Origin of the sequence: Salinivibrio sp. MA427 (assembly GCF_001996115.1) — a bacterium.
GTDB classification, from domain to species: Bacteria; Pseudomonadota; Gammaproteobacteria; order Enterobacterales; family Vibrionaceae; genus Salinivibrio; species Salinivibrio costicola.
This window is the reverse complement of the sequence record NZ_MUFH01000008.1, coordinates 1-14,759: the sequence shown is the minus strand read 5'-3', so window position 1 is coordinate 14,759 and position 14,759 is coordinate 1. Positions and strand designations below refer to the sequence as shown.

The 14,759-nt window shown below is 48.4% G+C and carries 14 protein-coding genes; 9 read left to right on the top strand and 5 right to left on the bottom strand.

Going from position 1 to position 14,759, the window contains the following annotated elements; all coding sequences use genetic code 11:
* The first annotated feature begins 650 nt into the window (after positions 1 to 650).
* Both BZG79_RS01815 and BZG79_RS01810 read left to right on the top strand, forming a co-directional pair.
* The gene (locus tag BZG79_RS01815; RefSeq protein ID WP_077459738.1) at positions 651 to 884 is read left to right on the top strand and encodes a DUF2789 family protein; all 234 of its coding nucleotides are present in this window, start codon (positions 651 to 653) and stop codon (positions 882 to 884) included.
* 32 nt (positions 885 to 916) lie between these two features.
* Entirely contained in the window at positions 917 to 1,195 is a 279-nt protein-coding gene (locus BZG79_RS01810; protein WP_021022014.1) for a hypothetical protein, read from the top strand.
* A gap of 40 nt (positions 1,196 to 1,235) precedes the next feature.
* On the opposite strand, the gene BZG79_RS01805 is transcribed toward BZG79_RS01810, so the two are convergent.
* Both BZG79_RS01805 and syd read right to left on the bottom strand, forming a co-directional pair.
* Positions 1,236 to 2,015, bottom strand: coding sequence for a Zn-ribbon-containing protein (locus BZG79_RS01805; RefSeq protein ID WP_077459739.1), 780 nt, complete (start codon positions 2,013 to 2,015; stop codon positions 1,236 to 1,238).
* Positions 2,012 to 2,560 (bottom strand): SecY-interacting protein, encoded by a 549-nt coding sequence (gene syd / locus BZG79_RS01800; protein ID WP_021022016.1) that lies wholly within the window; start codon positions 2,558 to 2,560, stop codon positions 2,012 to 2,014. The genes BZG79_RS01805 and syd overlap by 4 nt, the downstream gene beginning before the upstream one ends.
* A 63-nt stretch (positions 2,561 to 2,623) precedes the next feature.
* Between syd and queF the strand changes: the two genes are divergently transcribed.
* From queF to xni, 5 genes are all read left to right on the top strand, one after another.
* A complete protein-coding gene (queF, locus tag BZG79_RS01795; RefSeq protein ID WP_077773602.1) occupies positions 2,624 to 3,472 on the top strand; it encodes an NADPH-dependent 7-cyano-7-deazaguanine reductase QueF in 849 nt (282 codons plus the stop codon).
* A 58-nt stretch (positions 3,473 to 3,530) separates the two neighbouring features.
* The gene (locus BZG79_RS01790; RefSeq protein WP_077677268.1) at positions 3,531 to 5,936 is read left to right on the top strand and encodes a hypothetical protein; all 2,406 of its coding nucleotides are present in this window, start codon (positions 3,531 to 3,533) and stop codon (positions 5,934 to 5,936) included.
* 76 nt (positions 5,937 to 6,012) lie between these two features.
* Positions 6,013 to 7,572, top strand: a complete 1,560-nt coding sequence (locus BZG79_RS01785; RefSeq protein ID WP_077773601.1) for a GGDEF domain-containing protein — start codon at positions 6,013 to 6,015, stop codon at positions 7,570 to 7,572.
* 120 nt (positions 7,573 to 7,692) lie between these two features.
* On the top strand, positions 7,693 to 9,054 hold the full coding sequence (gene ppnN, locus BZG79_RS01780) for a nucleotide 5'-monophosphate nucleosidase PpnN (RefSeq protein ID WP_077773600.1): 1,362 nt from the start codon (positions 7,693 to 7,695) through the stop codon (positions 9,052 to 9,054).
* A gap of 80 nt (positions 9,055 to 9,134) precedes the next feature.
* Positions 9,135 to 9,905: a flap endonuclease Xni gene (gene xni / locus BZG79_RS01775; RefSeq protein ID WP_077678749.1), complete on the top strand. Its 771-nt coding sequence runs from the start codon at positions 9,135 to 9,137 to the stop codon at positions 9,903 to 9,905.
* Here the strand turns inward: xni and rlmM are convergent.
* From rlmM to BZG79_RS01760, 3 genes are all read right to left on the bottom strand, one after another.
* Positions 9,902 to 10,987, bottom strand: coding sequence for a 23S rRNA (cytidine(2498)-2'-O)-methyltransferase RlmM (gene rlmM / locus BZG79_RS01770; RefSeq protein ID WP_077459743.1), 1,086 nt, complete (start codon positions 10,985 to 10,987; stop codon positions 9,902 to 9,904). The genes xni and rlmM overlap by 4 nt on opposite strands.
* Before the next feature lie 174 nt (positions 10,988 to 11,161).
* Positions 11,162 to 11,800 carry an alpha/beta family hydrolase gene (locus tag BZG79_RS01765; protein ID WP_077678750.1) on the bottom strand — a complete coding sequence of 213 codons (639 nt, stop codon included), beginning with the start codon at positions 11,798 to 11,800 and terminating at the stop codon, positions 11,162 to 11,164.
* Positions 11,797 to 12,702: a transcriptional regulator GcvA gene (locus BZG79_RS01760; protein WP_021022025.1), complete on the bottom strand. Its 906-nt coding sequence runs from the start codon at positions 12,700 to 12,702 to the stop codon at positions 11,797 to 11,799. Before BZG79_RS01760 ends, BZG79_RS01765 begins: the two co-directional genes overlap by 4 nt.
* A 355-nt stretch (positions 12,703 to 13,057) precedes the next feature.
* Between BZG79_RS01760 and BZG79_RS01755 the strand changes: the two genes are divergently transcribed.
* Positions 13,058 to 14,269: a cysteine desulfurase gene (locus tag BZG79_RS01755; protein ID WP_077678787.1), complete on the top strand. Its 1,212-nt coding sequence runs from the start codon at positions 13,058 to 13,060 to the stop codon at positions 14,267 to 14,269.
* Positions 14,270 to 14,291: 22 nt separating this feature from the next.
* A complete protein-coding gene (locus BZG79_RS01750; RefSeq protein WP_077661063.1) occupies positions 14,292 to 14,717 on the top strand; it encodes a SufE family protein in 426 nt (141 codons plus the stop codon).
* The last annotated feature ends 42 nt before the right edge of the window (positions 14,718 to 14,759 follow it).

Genomic DNA, 14,759 nt, shown 5'->3' with positions numbered 1-14,759 from the left:
GGTGCTCCCTGCATCATTCCTTGATCAGTCGCCGATTCCTTCAGCGTCGTTCCATGTCTCTCCGTCTTGGAGGTGTCCTTTCGTCATCCTGACAAACCGAAATTCCGATTTTCGATAAGCTCTCCATCCTGGAGGTGTCCATGACTTCGTCCTGAAGTGATCCTTAAGCCCCCATCCTGGGTTGTCCTAAGTCTTCCTGACGTACAAGCTTCCTGCTTGCAGCGAACGGTTCCGTCCGTTGTCCTTTTTGCAATCCTTGCCAGCGCTTCTTCCTGAAGTACTGCCTCATCCTGAGGTACCAAGTCCTTGGTGATTCCTGTTCCCTGTGTCAGTTCCCTTCCGACACCCATAAGATTACGCGAATAGACGCTTGGTACAAGTCACTGTCACGTGCTTAATCTCTCATTTTTTAGTCCGAACTAGTTACAATGCAGTAAGTCACTGTTTTAAATTAAAAATAAACTATCGTCAGGTCGTTTGTCTTGATACGATTCTGCTTTTATCCCACGCGCGTGTAAGAGATATCGCACACAGAAAAGGGATAATTGTCTCGACAAGGTAGGATTGAGTCATCAACGGTGGGGAGAGGTCTACGCTTTTTATTCTTGCTATAGTCAATATAGACCCATACCAACAGGATAGGAGAGACAATGGAAACGTTCCAGCATGATTTGCAACATCTGTTTGAGCAACTCGGGTTAGACAGCGATCACACAGCGATTGAGCACTTCTTATCCAGCCACTGTCTGGTGGACGGACAAACGCTGGTGGAGGCTCCTTTTTGGAACGCGGCGCAGCGGGCATTGATTGAGCAAGCCGTAAAAGAGGATGCCGACTGGGCTGAGCAAGTTGATATGCTTGATGCATTACTGAGAAAGCCCTAATCTTGCCGCTGACTTTAAACCAAGGAGATGAAATGAGCTATCAAGCAGCATTAGAGCGAGCGTTAAAAGCGCTCGCCGCAAAAGGACAAAGCGCGACAGTGGCAAAGATAAAAGCTCAACTTGATACACAAGTCCCATTGCCGCTGATCATTCAGGCCGTCAAAAGTGCCAAAAAAAATCAGTCCCTGCCTGCCATGTCAGCCCCCGAGATCACCCTGTCTGATGCTGAGCGGATCGATCAACTTGAGCAACACATTACACAGCTAAGTGAGCGTTTGGCCCGGTTAGAAGCAACGTTGGACAATCAGTAATACAACAATCAAGCAATCAAGCAATCAAGCAATCAAGCAATCAAGTTAGTTTAAAGTCCCAAGACAGGTTTGAGACCAAACGGCAAGCCTCACACTTAAATAAGAAAATATCGTGCAGTGGCGTATCTAATCGCCACGCTGCGCCGCATTTCGGACAAGGGCGTGTTAACTCACTGTCCTTGTCTTTGCCACCGACGCGATATTGATAGTAATAAGTCGGGATCCCCGTTAGGTATTCAATCCGACCGCGCAAATCCCATCCCCGTTGAAATAGCCGAGTATGGGGGCTTTGTATCTCGTTAAGCCCAGCAAATTCGGCATCACTGGCGCCCGCCATTTGTAGTTCATCACAGGCCTGCCATTCCGTTTGCCATTTGACGACTGACTTATGATCACCATTAAAGGTGGCTGGTAAACGGTATAAAGGGATAGGTAGCAACGTATCCCCGCAGCGCAGCGGTGAGCACGTGTGCACAAAGGTTGTGTACAACACTTGCCAACTTGGTGACGCATTAGGCGCCGCTTGCTCCGAATTGAGATCGCGCCCCAAAAGGCGTACTTTTGGCTGGGTCAAACACGCATCAGCCAATTGTTGCAACGCGCGTTTGACTTGAGGACTATGATACTTAGGTTGTAACGCATCTTCATCTGGACACACCACACGGAGCTGAAATTGCCCGTCTTGCATGAGAATAGGAAATTCGCGTCCAAGCACCTGACCGTTATATCGCAGCGCGTCCATTAAACCATTAAGCTTACGATCGACGGCATCTACTGTGGTGTTATCGAAACACTCAAACGTCAGCTCTGTCAGGATCATATAGCATCAACCTCCAACGCCGTCACAAACGCTTCGGCATCTTTGGCTATCACGTCGCGAGTGCCAGTATTCAATCCTTCTTTCACCACTTCGCCGCTCATATTATCAATTGAAATGATCGTCATTTCGTCATCCGTGGTGGCAATGAAAACAGTCGGGGTCAATTTACGCTGACGTTGCATCATTAAATGCCCCAAAATATTTTCTTGTAAGCGTGCGAGATCGTCATCGCTCCAAACTTGCACCAAACAGATCGACTCCCCCGCAAACCGAACCGGTAAATCGGCGCAATAGAAGCCATTATAAAAATCTTTTATATCACTGTGTAAACGCAGCGATATTCCCTTCTCAACATTGGTAAAGTCCGCGGCGGTTTCACGCTTAACTGGCTGCCACTGTACTTGATGCGCATTGTCACTGACCATACAAGGCGATGAGAGCCCGATATACTCATCCGAGCACGGTAAACTCTGATATTGATGCTGCCATGCGGTAACATAATTCTGTGCTAGCGCCCAAAGGGCGCGATGTAATGTGTTCTCCATTCGCAACCTATAGCAAGATTCAGTAAACTTTACCCATTCTACTTGAATCAATAGCAGATCCGTATGAGCAATTATCAAGATCCCGATGCCCTAGCCAAACTATCGCTAGGTCAACACACTGATTACCCAACTGAATATGATCCGTCACAGCTGCGTGCGGTCCCGCGCGAATTAAACCGCCAAGCTATCGGCCTCGATCAGGCGTCGCTTCCTTTCACTGGCTATGATACCTGGACGCTCTATGAGCTATCCTGGTTAAACAAGAACGGTTTACCTCAAGTCGCGATCGGCGAGGTACGATTACCCGCATCCAGCCCAAACCTAGTGGAATCGAAATCGTTCAAGTTATACCTCAATAGTTTTAACCAAACCCGATTCGATAGCTGGCAGCAAGTGGCGAATGCACTGCAAACCGACCTTTCCGCTTGTGCCGGCGAAGCTGTGGATGTCACCTTATCGCCCCTCAGTGAACTAGAAGGGGAAGTGATTGCGGGACTATCAGGCGAGTGCTTGGATCATCAAGATATCAGTATTGATGACTATCGTTTCCAACCTGAATGGCTAGAAGACGCCGCGCAAGGTGCCATTGTGTCCGAAACCCTTCATAGTCATTTGCTCAAATCGAATTGCTTAATCACTCACCAGCCCGATTGGGGCTCAGTGAGAATTGCTTATAAGGGCAAGAAAATAAACCGTGAGAAATTGCTTCGTTACCTGGTTTCATTCCGCGAGCATAACGAATTTCACGAGCAGTGCGTTGAGCGCATTTTTATGGATATTATGCGCTTTTGTCAGCCTGAAAAATTGACCGTCTATGCCCGCTATACTCGCCGCGGCGGTTTAGACATAAACCCCTATCGTACCAATATGGGCAAAACCCCGAGTGAAAATAACCGGTTAGCACGACAATAACAAAACGGGGCTGCTTATCGGCAGCCTTTCTTTCATTTTTATACATAGAGGATGGCGCATGCGCATCAGCCCACTACTTGTAGGCCTGCTTTTTTGGTTGACGTCGATGGCGGCGTTCGCTTCTATCCACTCCTCGCCCGTTTTGACCGATGCCGAAAAATTATTGGATACATCCCCCATCCAATCCTTAGAAATCAGCAACCGATTCCTGGCCCAACGACGATTAACGACAGGGGCTAATCGTTCACACGTCAACAATGACACCGATCGATCGATTCGGACGCCGTTGCACACGGTTTATGCGTATTTAATTAGCGCCCGTGCTTATGCTCATTTGGAGCAGCCACTTGATTCCAAAGCCGCGCTCCAAAAAGCGTATCAGGTCGTTGAAGAGTACGATTTAAAACATACTCACGTGCAAGTCGTTCTGACTGAAGCGACGCTTATTTGGCACTTAGACCATGATGAACAAGGCGCACTGGCAAAGTTAGATGCAGTACAAACGGCGATGAGTACCTTGCCGGAAAATAGTCTCAATGGGCCAGAGCTTCGCTTTCGTAGTGCCTTACTACGCGCCAACATACTGGCTGAAACATCAGATAACGAATCGGCATTAGTGGCGTATGAAAATGCACGCAGCCAGCTGAGTAATGATCCACAAGATCTTCGCGACAAAGTCGAGTTTCAACTGTCATTTGGACGTTTTTTGCTGGCACAAGAACAGCATGAAAGTGCCTTAACTGAACTGCTAAGCGCTTTTTGGATCGCCAGTGAAAATGAATATACCGCATTGATCGCGAACGCCAATATGGAACTTGCTCGACTTTATTTTCAACAAGGTGTACTCGAGCAAGCACTCGAGCATGCGAATCAAGCCGCGGCATTTTTCGAACACTTCTCACTCAGCCGACGACTCTCAGCGTCTCAGCGCTTATTAGCTAGCTTATACGAGCAACAATCTCGGTATAATTTTGCACTCGTGCATTATTTTAATGCGCTCGAAGTTGAGCAGTCTCTTGGCCGAACTCAACCGCTCGCCGATATACACTTAGCCATCGCCCGCACCTACTTTGAGCTAAAACACTTTCCTCTCAGTGATCGCTATATTCAGGATGCATTGCGACTCGTGGGGAGTTTGCCAAACTCGCCACTGACAACTCAGGCCATGCTGTTACAAGGGCGAATACATTTAGCGCTTGAGCAACCCAAACAAGCAGAAAAGGAAATCAAGACCGCGCTTGAGCGCGCCGAGGCTGAAAACGATATCACCACCATGACCCACGCCTATCAGGCATTATCAAACGCTTTCGAGGCGCAGGAACGATATCAAGTTGCGCTCGCTATGCAGCGAGAATATGAGCAATTACGAGCAACACAGGCTCAATCAAAGCAACAGCAACAAGCAGATACCTTTAAGCAACAGCAGCGTGTGGTTGAACGCCAGTTACAAATGGATGAATTACAGCGTCAGCTCGATACGGCGCATCAAGAGCAGTTGCACCTACAAAAAGTCAATTACTTTCTGTTGGGCAGCCTGGGTGTCCTAATTGCCATTGTCTATCTACGCCACCGCGCCGCAGTGTTACGCCAAACCGAACTCGAGCAGTTACGTGATGACTTCTACACTCATCCTCGCACTGGGCTGAGAAACTTACGTATGCTTAATGCCAAATTGCCGCGTTCGCTTGAAAAAAGTAATGCCAATTTTGAGCAATGGTACCTCAACGACATGATTCACCAACCGCTCAGTGATCGGCTACGCTTCGCCATGTTCGACGTGGTTTTTCTCAAAGAATTGTTTTTGTTGCATGGTTACCAACGTGCTCAAGACATAGAACGCCAGCTCGGTGAGTATCTGTCTGAACGTGTGACACAATCTGGGCGTCTGTACCATTTTGCTGACACCCTGTTTATCTATATAGAGACAAACTGGGACGAAAACACCAAACCTGAAGCACTCGCACAATTTGTACAAACATTGATAGAGGATTTTGTCACCCAATACCAAAATACCGTCCACGAAGCGCCCGCTAAGGACGCTACTGTCGACACATCAGACCAATTACTTGATGACCACACATCCATTGATGCTGCTCCTCAACATCTAGCGCGTTTAACGCCACACGTCGCCATTGGCTTAGCAGAGTATCCCTTTTTGCCACGCGCATATACCTCGATCAACGATCAGGAGCTGATAGAGATCTTGCTCACCGCCACACATCAAGCAAGCGCACTGGCTCAACAAAGTGAAGAAAGTCATTGGGTCCACTTTAGTGCGATTAATACGGCGCCGGCGGCGAGTTTCGTCAATACCAACCTTCGCCAAGCCTGTTTAAAAGGGATTGAGTCTGGGCTAGTAAAGGTTAAAACATCATCAAATGGCCTCATGGACTGGCAGAAGGATCACGAATCTGATAAAAAGCGAACATCTTTTATTGATGACGATAGCAATAAGTCGGTATAGCTAACGTCCATGGGTGGTGCATTCTCACTACCTGTGATGCTGAATCGCGAATGTAATTAGGTGTTTTTTCGACCAAATGACTAAGTCAACTCCATCACCGTTGTCGGCACAGACCGCTCAGGCGGATCATCATCATGCGCCTTCAGCATATCGAGAGCTGGCTTTGAAGTCGCGTCGAGAGATCCATACGCTCAAGCGCTTAGCATCGCGATTGATTGCGACATGCACAGGCAAAAACACCGCGGTAGATCAAAAACTAACCGACTTCCGTGACATATTATACTCAGCGCAGGATGTTAGCGCGTTGCTTCCGCGTTTAGCTGTTATTGAACGCATGGTGAGTCATCAAGACATGACACAAAAAAAAGCACAGTCCCATCTCGAAGAGCAGTTTCATACCAGTGGTGAAACGCTACAACGTGTTATCGGCCTGCCTGCTCAACTCAAGCGAGATTTACGCGAGTTGCTAGCAAAATCGGCGAACAGTGATACTGAAAGAACGCAGCATTTGATCCGACTACTTCAGCTCTACGAGCGGGCTGTGACCTTGCAAGTCACACGCCCTCGCGCTCAACACGCGCAAATAGAGCTCGATAAAGACCAAATTCGTCGCGTCGCAGATGAGCTACAAAACCTGATTACCGAGCTCGATATTGATGGTCAAGCTGGCAGTCAGTTGCTTGATATTCGTCGCCAATTATTGACCGATGTCGCGCCAGCGACTGTCGTCTCACTCACTCTGTCCGCCCTTCGGCTTATTTTAGATGCTACGCAAGCCGAGCGTCAGGCATCACAACAGTTTCTCTCCCAAGTGAATGATGATCTGGTTGCAATCAGTCAGCAAAATACGCGCGCTTTTGATCACGCCACACAATTGCGGGTGGCACATCAAAGCGTTGATCAGCGCCTAGCTCACACCATTACTGACATTGAAAAAGAACTTGGCCTAAAAGGCACGCCAGAGTCCAATCCTGAGGCCGCACTAACACGCACACTCGGCGCGCTGAACGCCATAGCAAAAGAGAACGAGGCCCTCAAAACGCGAGAGCGCGCACTCGAAGAGCAACTGAGCCACAATCAAACCCAGCTGAGTACACTGGCTGAACACACGATGGATCAACGCCGTCATGTTGGCGACCAAGAACGCAAGCGTTTACTGGATCCACTGACCCGTGTTTACAATCGCGCCGCGCTCAATGATCGCCTCGAACATGAGTTCCGTTTGTGGAAGAAGTACCAACGACCGTTTTGCCTCGCGGTGATTGACATTGATCACTTCAAGCAAGTTAACCAACAGTTTGGGTATGAAGTCGGTGATAAAGCCTTGAAAATCGTCGCGCGTACAATTTATCAATGCTTGCGCGACACCGATTTTATAGCTCGGTTTGGTGGTGAAGAGTTTGTGATCTTATTGCCCGATGCCAACGATGATACTCGCACAGAAATCCTAGCCACTATCAGCCATACCATCCGCAAGCTGCCGTTAAAWTTCAAGAACGAACGCGTCGCGATCACCGTATCGATTGGTGCTACCCTCTTTAGCGATCAAGATACGCCAACCCCCGTTCTAGAACGAGCAGACCAAGCGTTGTATCAAGCCAAAAACAGTGGCCGCAACCAAATTATTTGGTGTTAATTATTACTGGTCAATTGTGGCTGGCGTGTGTATTTTTAATTAACACACTGATTTTTATAGCACCGTGCTATCTTCCCTACTTGGCTTTTCAAGAGGGGCGGTCCGTAAGAGGTTGTCGTTATGATCACACACATTAGCCCCATAGGAACGATGGATCTGCTTTCTCAAATTGAGGTTGATCGTTTAAAAACCAGCGCCAGCAGTGATTTATACCGTTTATACCGAAACTGCTCATTGGCTGTTTTAAATTCTGGTAGTCATACAGATAGCTCCAAAGCGCTGCTAGAAAAGCATGAAAACTTCGAAATCCGAGTGCTTCGTCGAGAGCGTGGGATCAAACTCGAGTTGGTTAATCCGCCTGAGCATGCCTTCGTCGATGGTAAAATCATTCGTGGCATTCAAGAGCACATGTTTTCTGTGCTAAGAGATATCATTCATGTCAATGTGCAGCTCGAGCACAGCCCGGCGCTAAACCTAGACAGCTCGCCACATATTACCAATTTAATATTCGGTATCTTACGCAACGCCAAAGCACTGCGTCCCCATGTCGATCCTARCCTGGTTGTATGCTGGGGCGGTCACTCCATCAATGATATCGAATACCAATACACCCGCGAAGTGGGCCATGAGTTAGGGCTGAGAGAGCTGGATATTTGCACCGGTTGCGGGCCAGGTGCGATGGAAGGGCCTATGAAAGGCGCGGCCATCGGTCATGCGAAACAACGTACTTATGACAGCCGCTTTATCGGCCTGACGGAGCCATCTATTATTGCCGCCGAGCCGCCCAATCCAATGGTGAATGAATTAGTGATCATGCCCGATATCGAGAAGCGTTTAGAAGCGTTTGTTCGTATCGCCCACGGTATCATTATTTTTCCTGGTGGCGCCGGTACCGCCGAGGAGTTACTTTATATTCTCGGGATCATGATGCACCCCGATAATCACGCGCAGCCACTGCCGATCGTACTCACTGGGCCCAAAGAGAGCGAGGCCTATTTTCGTGATATTGATAATTTTATTCGTGATGTACTCGGTGAAGAAGCCACACAATACTACGAAATTGTGATTGATGATCCGGCCAAAGCCGCGCGTTTGATGAAAAATGCCATGCCCGCCGTCAAAGAGCACCGCAAAGCAACGGGTGACGCCTACTCGTATAACTGGTCATTAAAAATTGAGCCCGGCTTTCAGCATCCCTTCGCGCCCACGCATGAAAATATGGCAAACCTCAACTTACACATGAATCAACGCCCAGAGCTTCTCGCGTCTTCGCTGCGCCAGGCTTTTTCAGGCATCGTTGCAGGTAACGTCAAAGATGAGGGGATGCGTAATATTGAACGCCATGGCCCATTTAAAATTGATGGCGACAAGTATTTGATGGCCAAAATGGATAAACTTTTGCAAAGTTTCGTTGAAYAACAACGCATGAAGCTACCTGGCACTGCGTATGTGCCTTGCTATGAAATTGTTTCCGAGACTTAGGCACGACTTTTAACGCCCTGCGTCCTAAACAAAAACCGGGTATAATGCGGCATTTATAAAACGCACACCCGGTTTTTATTATGTCTAGGCTCCATGTTGTTATTATTGATGCGATGAATCTTATCCGCCGAGTCCACGCTGCCCAGCCGGATCAAGAATCGATCGATGCGACTGCTCAATCTTGCATCAAAACCTTGGATAAAATCATCAATCATAGCCAGCCTAGCCATATTGTTGCCGTGTTTGATCATATTGGCCCTGATCGAGGTTGGCGGGCCGAGATACTTCCCACCTATAAACAAAACCGTAAGCCCATGCCTGTGGCACTAGAACAAGGCTTAGACACGATCCAAGAAGCATTTTGGCAACGAGGGGTCGATGCGTTACTGTCACAAGGCGATGAAGCCGACGACATGATTGCTACCTTGGCATTAAAAGTGGCAGCGCGTCATGAGTACGTCACGATTGTTTCTACCGATAAAGGCTACTGCCAGCTATTACAACCCACGTTAAGCATTCGTGATTACTTCCAACACCGGTGGCTCGATTTAGCGTTTGTTGATGCTCAGTTTGGTGTGCGTCCTGAACAGCTGTGCGATTTTTGGGGGCTGGCCGGGATCAGCAGTAGCGAAGTGAGCGGCGTCCCCGGTATTGGTGCAAAAACGGCAGCAACGCTGCTTGAGCGGTACGAGACGCTTGAGGCTATTTTCGCCGCAAGCGATGTCGAACAAAAATGGCAAAAAAAGCTCGCTGGGCACCAGGATTTAGCCCAACGTTGTAAAAAGGTAGCCCAATTAAAAACGGATATCCCACTCGGTTTTAACCTGCAAGATATCCGCTTTGAACGTTAGCCGCCACGTTGCTGGCGTTTCACACGGCGCAAGTGCACGGTGATCTCTTCGCGATCGTGATAAAGGTGTTTCGCGCGCATTTCATACGGCACATTGTAGTCAGCCAAAAATGCACCTAGGGTTTGCAAGTTTTCTGACACCTGCTCATAACGTCGGCTCATCGGCAGTTTCAAGTTAAAAATAGCCTCTTGGGCCCAACCTTCAATTAACCACTCTCCCATCAACCGCGCCACTCGCGATGGTTTTTCAATCATGTCGCACACTAACCAGGTCACATTCTTGCGCGTCGGCTCAAATTTAAACCCATCTTCGGCATGATGAAACACTTGTCCTGTCTCCATCAGGCTTTCAGCCATAGCCCCATTATCCACCGCATGGACAAACATCGAGCGTTTAACCAATTGATAGGTCCAGCCCCCGGGGCATGCACCTAAATCGACCGCCCACATGCCAGGCGCTAAACGCGTATCCCACTCATCCTTGGGTATAAAATGATGGAAGGCCTCTTCCAGTTTTAATGTCGAACGGCTTGGCGCATCAGACGGAAATTTCATCCGTGGTAGGCCCATATAATGAGGTGAGTTATTGGTCGTCAGCGAGTAGCCCACCAAGCAAGTACCCGGTGCGGTAAAGCATAAGTGAATCACCGGTTTTTTGGGGTTATCTTTGGCTAACATGATGCCTTGTTTGCGCAAGGCTTGGCGTAGTGGCACGGTAAACTTACGGCAAAACTTCAATAAGGCTTTAGCCTCATCGTTATCCGGTGTCTCCACTCGTAGATCGCCACCTTTAGGCAGATCGCTCGCTACCGCCAAAATCGGGGAGATACGATCATCAGGGTCAAGATTCGACAAGGCGGCGGTCACAGCAATCATTTGGCGCGCAAAGATCAGCGAGTCCAACGATAAATCACGCACAACGCGCTCAGCGTCATCTTCTTGGTAGCACTCAAACACAACATACGCGCTGTTATTTATCACGCGCGGAAACCCATACACGCCCATTTCGGTGGTTTTTTGTTGGATTTCTGCGGCGCAGTCTTTTTCAAATCCTGCACGGCAGTAAAGCAAAACCTGGTTCATAACACCCTCTGGTTCGACGATAGGATCACGCTATGTGATGATAAAAATAAGCTGCGCATTATATCTGTCATCTCGACAAGAAAGAAATGCAGATAGCCGCTTTTAACGCGATGGATGAGAGAGAGAAACGTTTGTACGCCATGCGCCCACAGCGAGCCCTCCCCAGCCGAAATTTCATGCTTTCGCTCCTTGGCGCTCAATAAAACGCAGTAGACAGTCGACCGCAAACTGCCGATTGTCCGACTCAGTGTAACCTGACGCTTTGCGCGGCTTGAAACTATGATCGCCATCAGGAACGAACTCAATATCAATACTTGATGAGTATGAATACCCCATCACTTCTTCTTTCCGACCAAAGGTATCACGCTCCCCTTGCACAATGAGCAACGGTTTGGTCACGGTCGCTAAATGCTCGCCTTTATATTTTTCAGGCTTGCCTGGAGGGTGAAAAGGAAAGCCAAAGCACACCACCCCGCTGACTGATGAATGGCCGGTAAGGTGGCTGGCCATACGTCCTCCCATCGATTTACCGGCAAGCCATAAACGACTTTCTTTTGGGCGTAAACTATCGATGGCATCAATCACGGCTTCAAAGTGTGCAAGTAGCTTAGGTGCATGGTCTGGCGGACGCTTTTTGCCATCTTCCTGACGCTTTTCCATATAGGGAAAATTAAACCGCACCACACGGCAACCGACCCCGATGCGTGTCGCGATATCTGTCATAAACTCATGCTCTTTGCCGGCGCCTGCACCATGAGCAATAATCACCCAATCAGTGGCACTATCAGGCCCATCAAATTCTAGATCTATCATAAATTCATACTCGCTTGCTCTTTTGCTGCAGTGGCTAGCATCCATTCTCGAAACGCAGTAATGCGCCCGGTGTCAGCGTCTCTTTGTTGACTCACCAGATAAAAACCATTGTCACTTTTTAACACCTGCTCAAAAGGTTGCACCAAACGTCCAGAGGCCAGTTCAGGTTGGGAAAGCACATTATTCCCTAATGCAACGCCCTGTCCGTGGGCCGCTGCCTGAAGCACCATCGACGAATGACTAAAAATAGGACCGTGCTCAACGTTCACCTCACTCAATTGATGGGCTTTTGCGAACGCCTTCCATTCTTTGCGTGAGCGATCATGCAACAAAACATGATGGACGAGATCGTCTGGCGCTTGGAGCGGATAGCCGGACTCTAGCAACATGGGAGAACAAACAGGCAACAAGCACTCTTGGTACAATAGGTCACAGCGTAAACCGGTCCAATGGCCTCGGCCATAATAAATGGCTACGTCGACATCATCGGTTAATGACCCATCCTCCAAATCAACCGCTTTTATCCGAACATCGATATCTGGATGCGCTTTATTAAAATCAGCGAGCCTCGGCACTAACCATTGAATCGCGAAACTGGGTGGCAAACTAATGGTCAGCGCTCCTTTGGCACTTCGCTCTAACACTTTATCAGTGGCATAAGAAAGTTCAGAGAATATATCTTTAATATCAAGAAAATAGCTTTGACCTTCTTCCGTCAACAACAGCGAGCGGTTACGACGACGAAATAGCTTTAATCCCAAAAATTCTTCTAACGCTTTGATTTGATGACTCACCGCCGCCTGAGTCACAAAGAGCTCTTCAGCTGCACGAGTAAAACTCAAATGTCGTGCGGCTGCTTCAAAAACGCGCAGCGCGTTAAGTGGAGGAAGACGCCTTGCCATAAACGGACACCCTATTCATTAATTTTTCTAATCGTTGACATTATAAATTGTCGATTGCTGATATACCAGCAACACCCTATAGTGCATCCCGCATCCACATGTGACGTCTCTCTATTTAGACTGTTTCCGTGGTTGCGATGTTGTGTTTGCATTTGTCTAACACTGGTTAGACAGGTAGTCGTATCTACCACTTTTAACTTCCTGTATTTTGACATTGTCTGTCATTACATATTTGTTGGCACTGAGCTTGGCTCAGTGCTTTTTTTTGTCCGTTTTTTATCTTAAATACGTATCACGCTTGAGTTACACCAGTGAGATGGCGATCATAGGCAAGATTTTACTTTGGACGATGACTATGACAGACGGTTTTGATCCCTACGCATTGCGTGCCCAGTTTCCCGCTTTTAATGCCTCAGACTGGGTGTATTTGGACAGTGCGGCTACGGCACAAAAACCACAGTGTGTGATTGATGCCATTTGCCAAAGCTACATGGCGCCGGTTGCGAATGTTCATCGCGGCCAACACCAAGCCTCGTTATCCACCACTGCACAGTTTGAACAAGCGCGACGTGAGGTTGCGGCGTTTATTGATGCAAACCCTAGTGAGATAATTTGGACGCGAGGGGCAACGGAAGCTATCAACTTACTTGCCTATAGCCTCAGCCACACTTTGACCGCCAACGACCGTATCCTCGTCAGCGAAATGGAGCATCATGCTAATTTGCTTCCCTGGCAACTGATCGCACAGCGTACAGGCGCGCAACTGGTAAAGATCCCCTGTTGTGTCAGCACGGGCCAGTTAGATATGGAGGCTTATCAACAAGCACTCACGACCCGCCCCCGTATCGTGGCGATAAGTCATGTCAGTAACGTGACCGGAACACGCCACCCGATAGAAGCAATGACCGCACTCGCGCATCGTCATGGTGCAACGGTGATCATTGATGGTGCACAAGGGATCGTTCACGAGCCCCTCAGTATGCAAACCTTGAATGCTGACTTCTATGTGTTTTCCGGACATAAGTTGTATGGACCAACCGGTATTGGCGTGCTCTATGGAAAACCAGAAGCATTGGCTACTCTCGCGCCATTTCACGGTGGTGGCAAAATGATTACTGACGTCACATTTGATGATCACACATTAGCACCGATTCCCGCTCGTTTTGAAGCAGGCACGCCCAATACAGCGGGGGCGATTGGCCTTGCTGCCGCCATTCAATGGCTAAAACAATATGACGCTCAAGCCATCGATACCCATATTAGTGACTGTTACCAAGCGCTACTCGACGGCTTGAAACAACGCCCAGCCATCAAGCTAATCTGCCCCCAACCACACAGCACCATAGTGTCATTCGTGGTAGAAGGAGAACACCACGCAGATATTGCTGAGCTGCTCAGCCAACAAAACGTGGCAGTACGGTCTGGGCACCACTGCGCGCACCCGCTGATCAAAGCGCTGGGCGTGGAGGGAACCGTACGTGTATCACTCGGTGCCTATAATCATCAGGAAGACATTCAACGCTTCCTCACAGCGTTAGATAAAACATTATATTTACTCGGTGTTTAATCGTTTCATAACAGGATCTACCATGGATTTACCTACTCACCCCTTTGGCAGTGAACTCGACCAAAAAATGGTTACCGAGATGCTTGCACAACACATCAGCTGGGAGGACAAATACCGCCAGCTTATCGTGTGGGGTAAACGCTTGCCTACGTTTACCGATGAACAGAAGCATGCTGCGCGCCTTGTCAGTGGATGCGAAAGTGATGTTTGGTTTTTACATCACTCGGATGACGAAAGGCATTACTTTGCTGCAGATTCAAATGCAAGAATCGTTAAAGGTCTATTAGCCGTTGTGCTCGCTTGTGTTCATGGTCAACACAGTGATGCCATTTACGCTCTCGATTTAGATCAAGTCTTCCAACAAGCCGGATTATCGCACCATTTAAGTGAGTCACGCACCAATGGTTTGCATGCGATTGTGCAATATGTTCATCACCTTACCGCTTAATTTGTGTTGGACGCCGTGGTTCATCGTCACGGCATTCTAACC

What these genes read in the sequence shown, in the direction of transcription:
- BZG79_RS01815 (WP_077459738.1), top strand. Translation starts at nt 651, where the DNA reads ATGGAAACGTTCCAGCATGATTTGCAACATCTGTTTGAGCAACTCGGG.
- BZG79_RS01810 (WP_021022014.1), top strand. Translation starts at nt 917, where the DNA reads ATGAGCTATCAAGCAGCATTAGAGCGAGCGTTAAAAGCGCTCGCCGCA.
- BZG79_RS01805 (WP_077459739.1), bottom strand. Translation starts at nt 2,015, where the DNA reads ATGATCCTGACAGAGCTGACGTTTGAGTGTTTCGATAACACCACAGTA.
- syd (WP_021022016.1), bottom strand. Translation starts at nt 2,560, where the DNA reads ATGGAGAACACATTACATCGCGCCCTTTGGGCGCTAGCACAGAATTAT.
- queF (WP_077773602.1), top strand. Translation starts at nt 2,624, where the DNA reads ATGAGCAATTATCAAGATCCCGATGCCCTAGCCAAACTATCGCTAGGT.
- BZG79_RS01790 (WP_077677268.1), top strand. Translation starts at nt 3,531, where the DNA reads ATGCGCATCAGCCCACTACTTGTAGGCCTGCTTTTTTGGTTGACGTCG.
- xni (WP_077678749.1), top strand. Translation starts at nt 9,135, where the DNA reads ATGTCTAGGCTCCATGTTGTTATTATTGATGCGATGAATCTTATCCGC.
- rlmM (WP_077459743.1), bottom strand. Translation starts at nt 10,987, where the DNA reads ATGAACCAGGTTTTGCTTTACTGCCGTGCAGGATTTGAAAAAGACTGC.
- BZG79_RS01765 (WP_077678750.1), bottom strand. Translation starts at nt 11,800, where the DNA reads ATGATAGATCTAGAATTTGATGGGCCTGATAGTGCCACTGATTGGGTG.
- BZG79_RS01760 (WP_021022025.1), bottom strand. Translation starts at nt 12,702, where the DNA reads ATGGCAAGGCGTCTTCCTCCACTTAACGCGCTGCGCGTTTTTGAAGCA.
- BZG79_RS01755 (WP_077678787.1), top strand. Translation starts at nt 13,058, where the DNA reads ATGACAGACGGTTTTGATCCCTACGCATTGCGTGCCCAGTTTCCCGCT.
- BZG79_RS01750 (WP_077661063.1), top strand. Translation starts at nt 14,292, where the DNA reads ATGGATTTACCTACTCACCCCTTTGGCAGTGAACTCGACCAAAAAATG.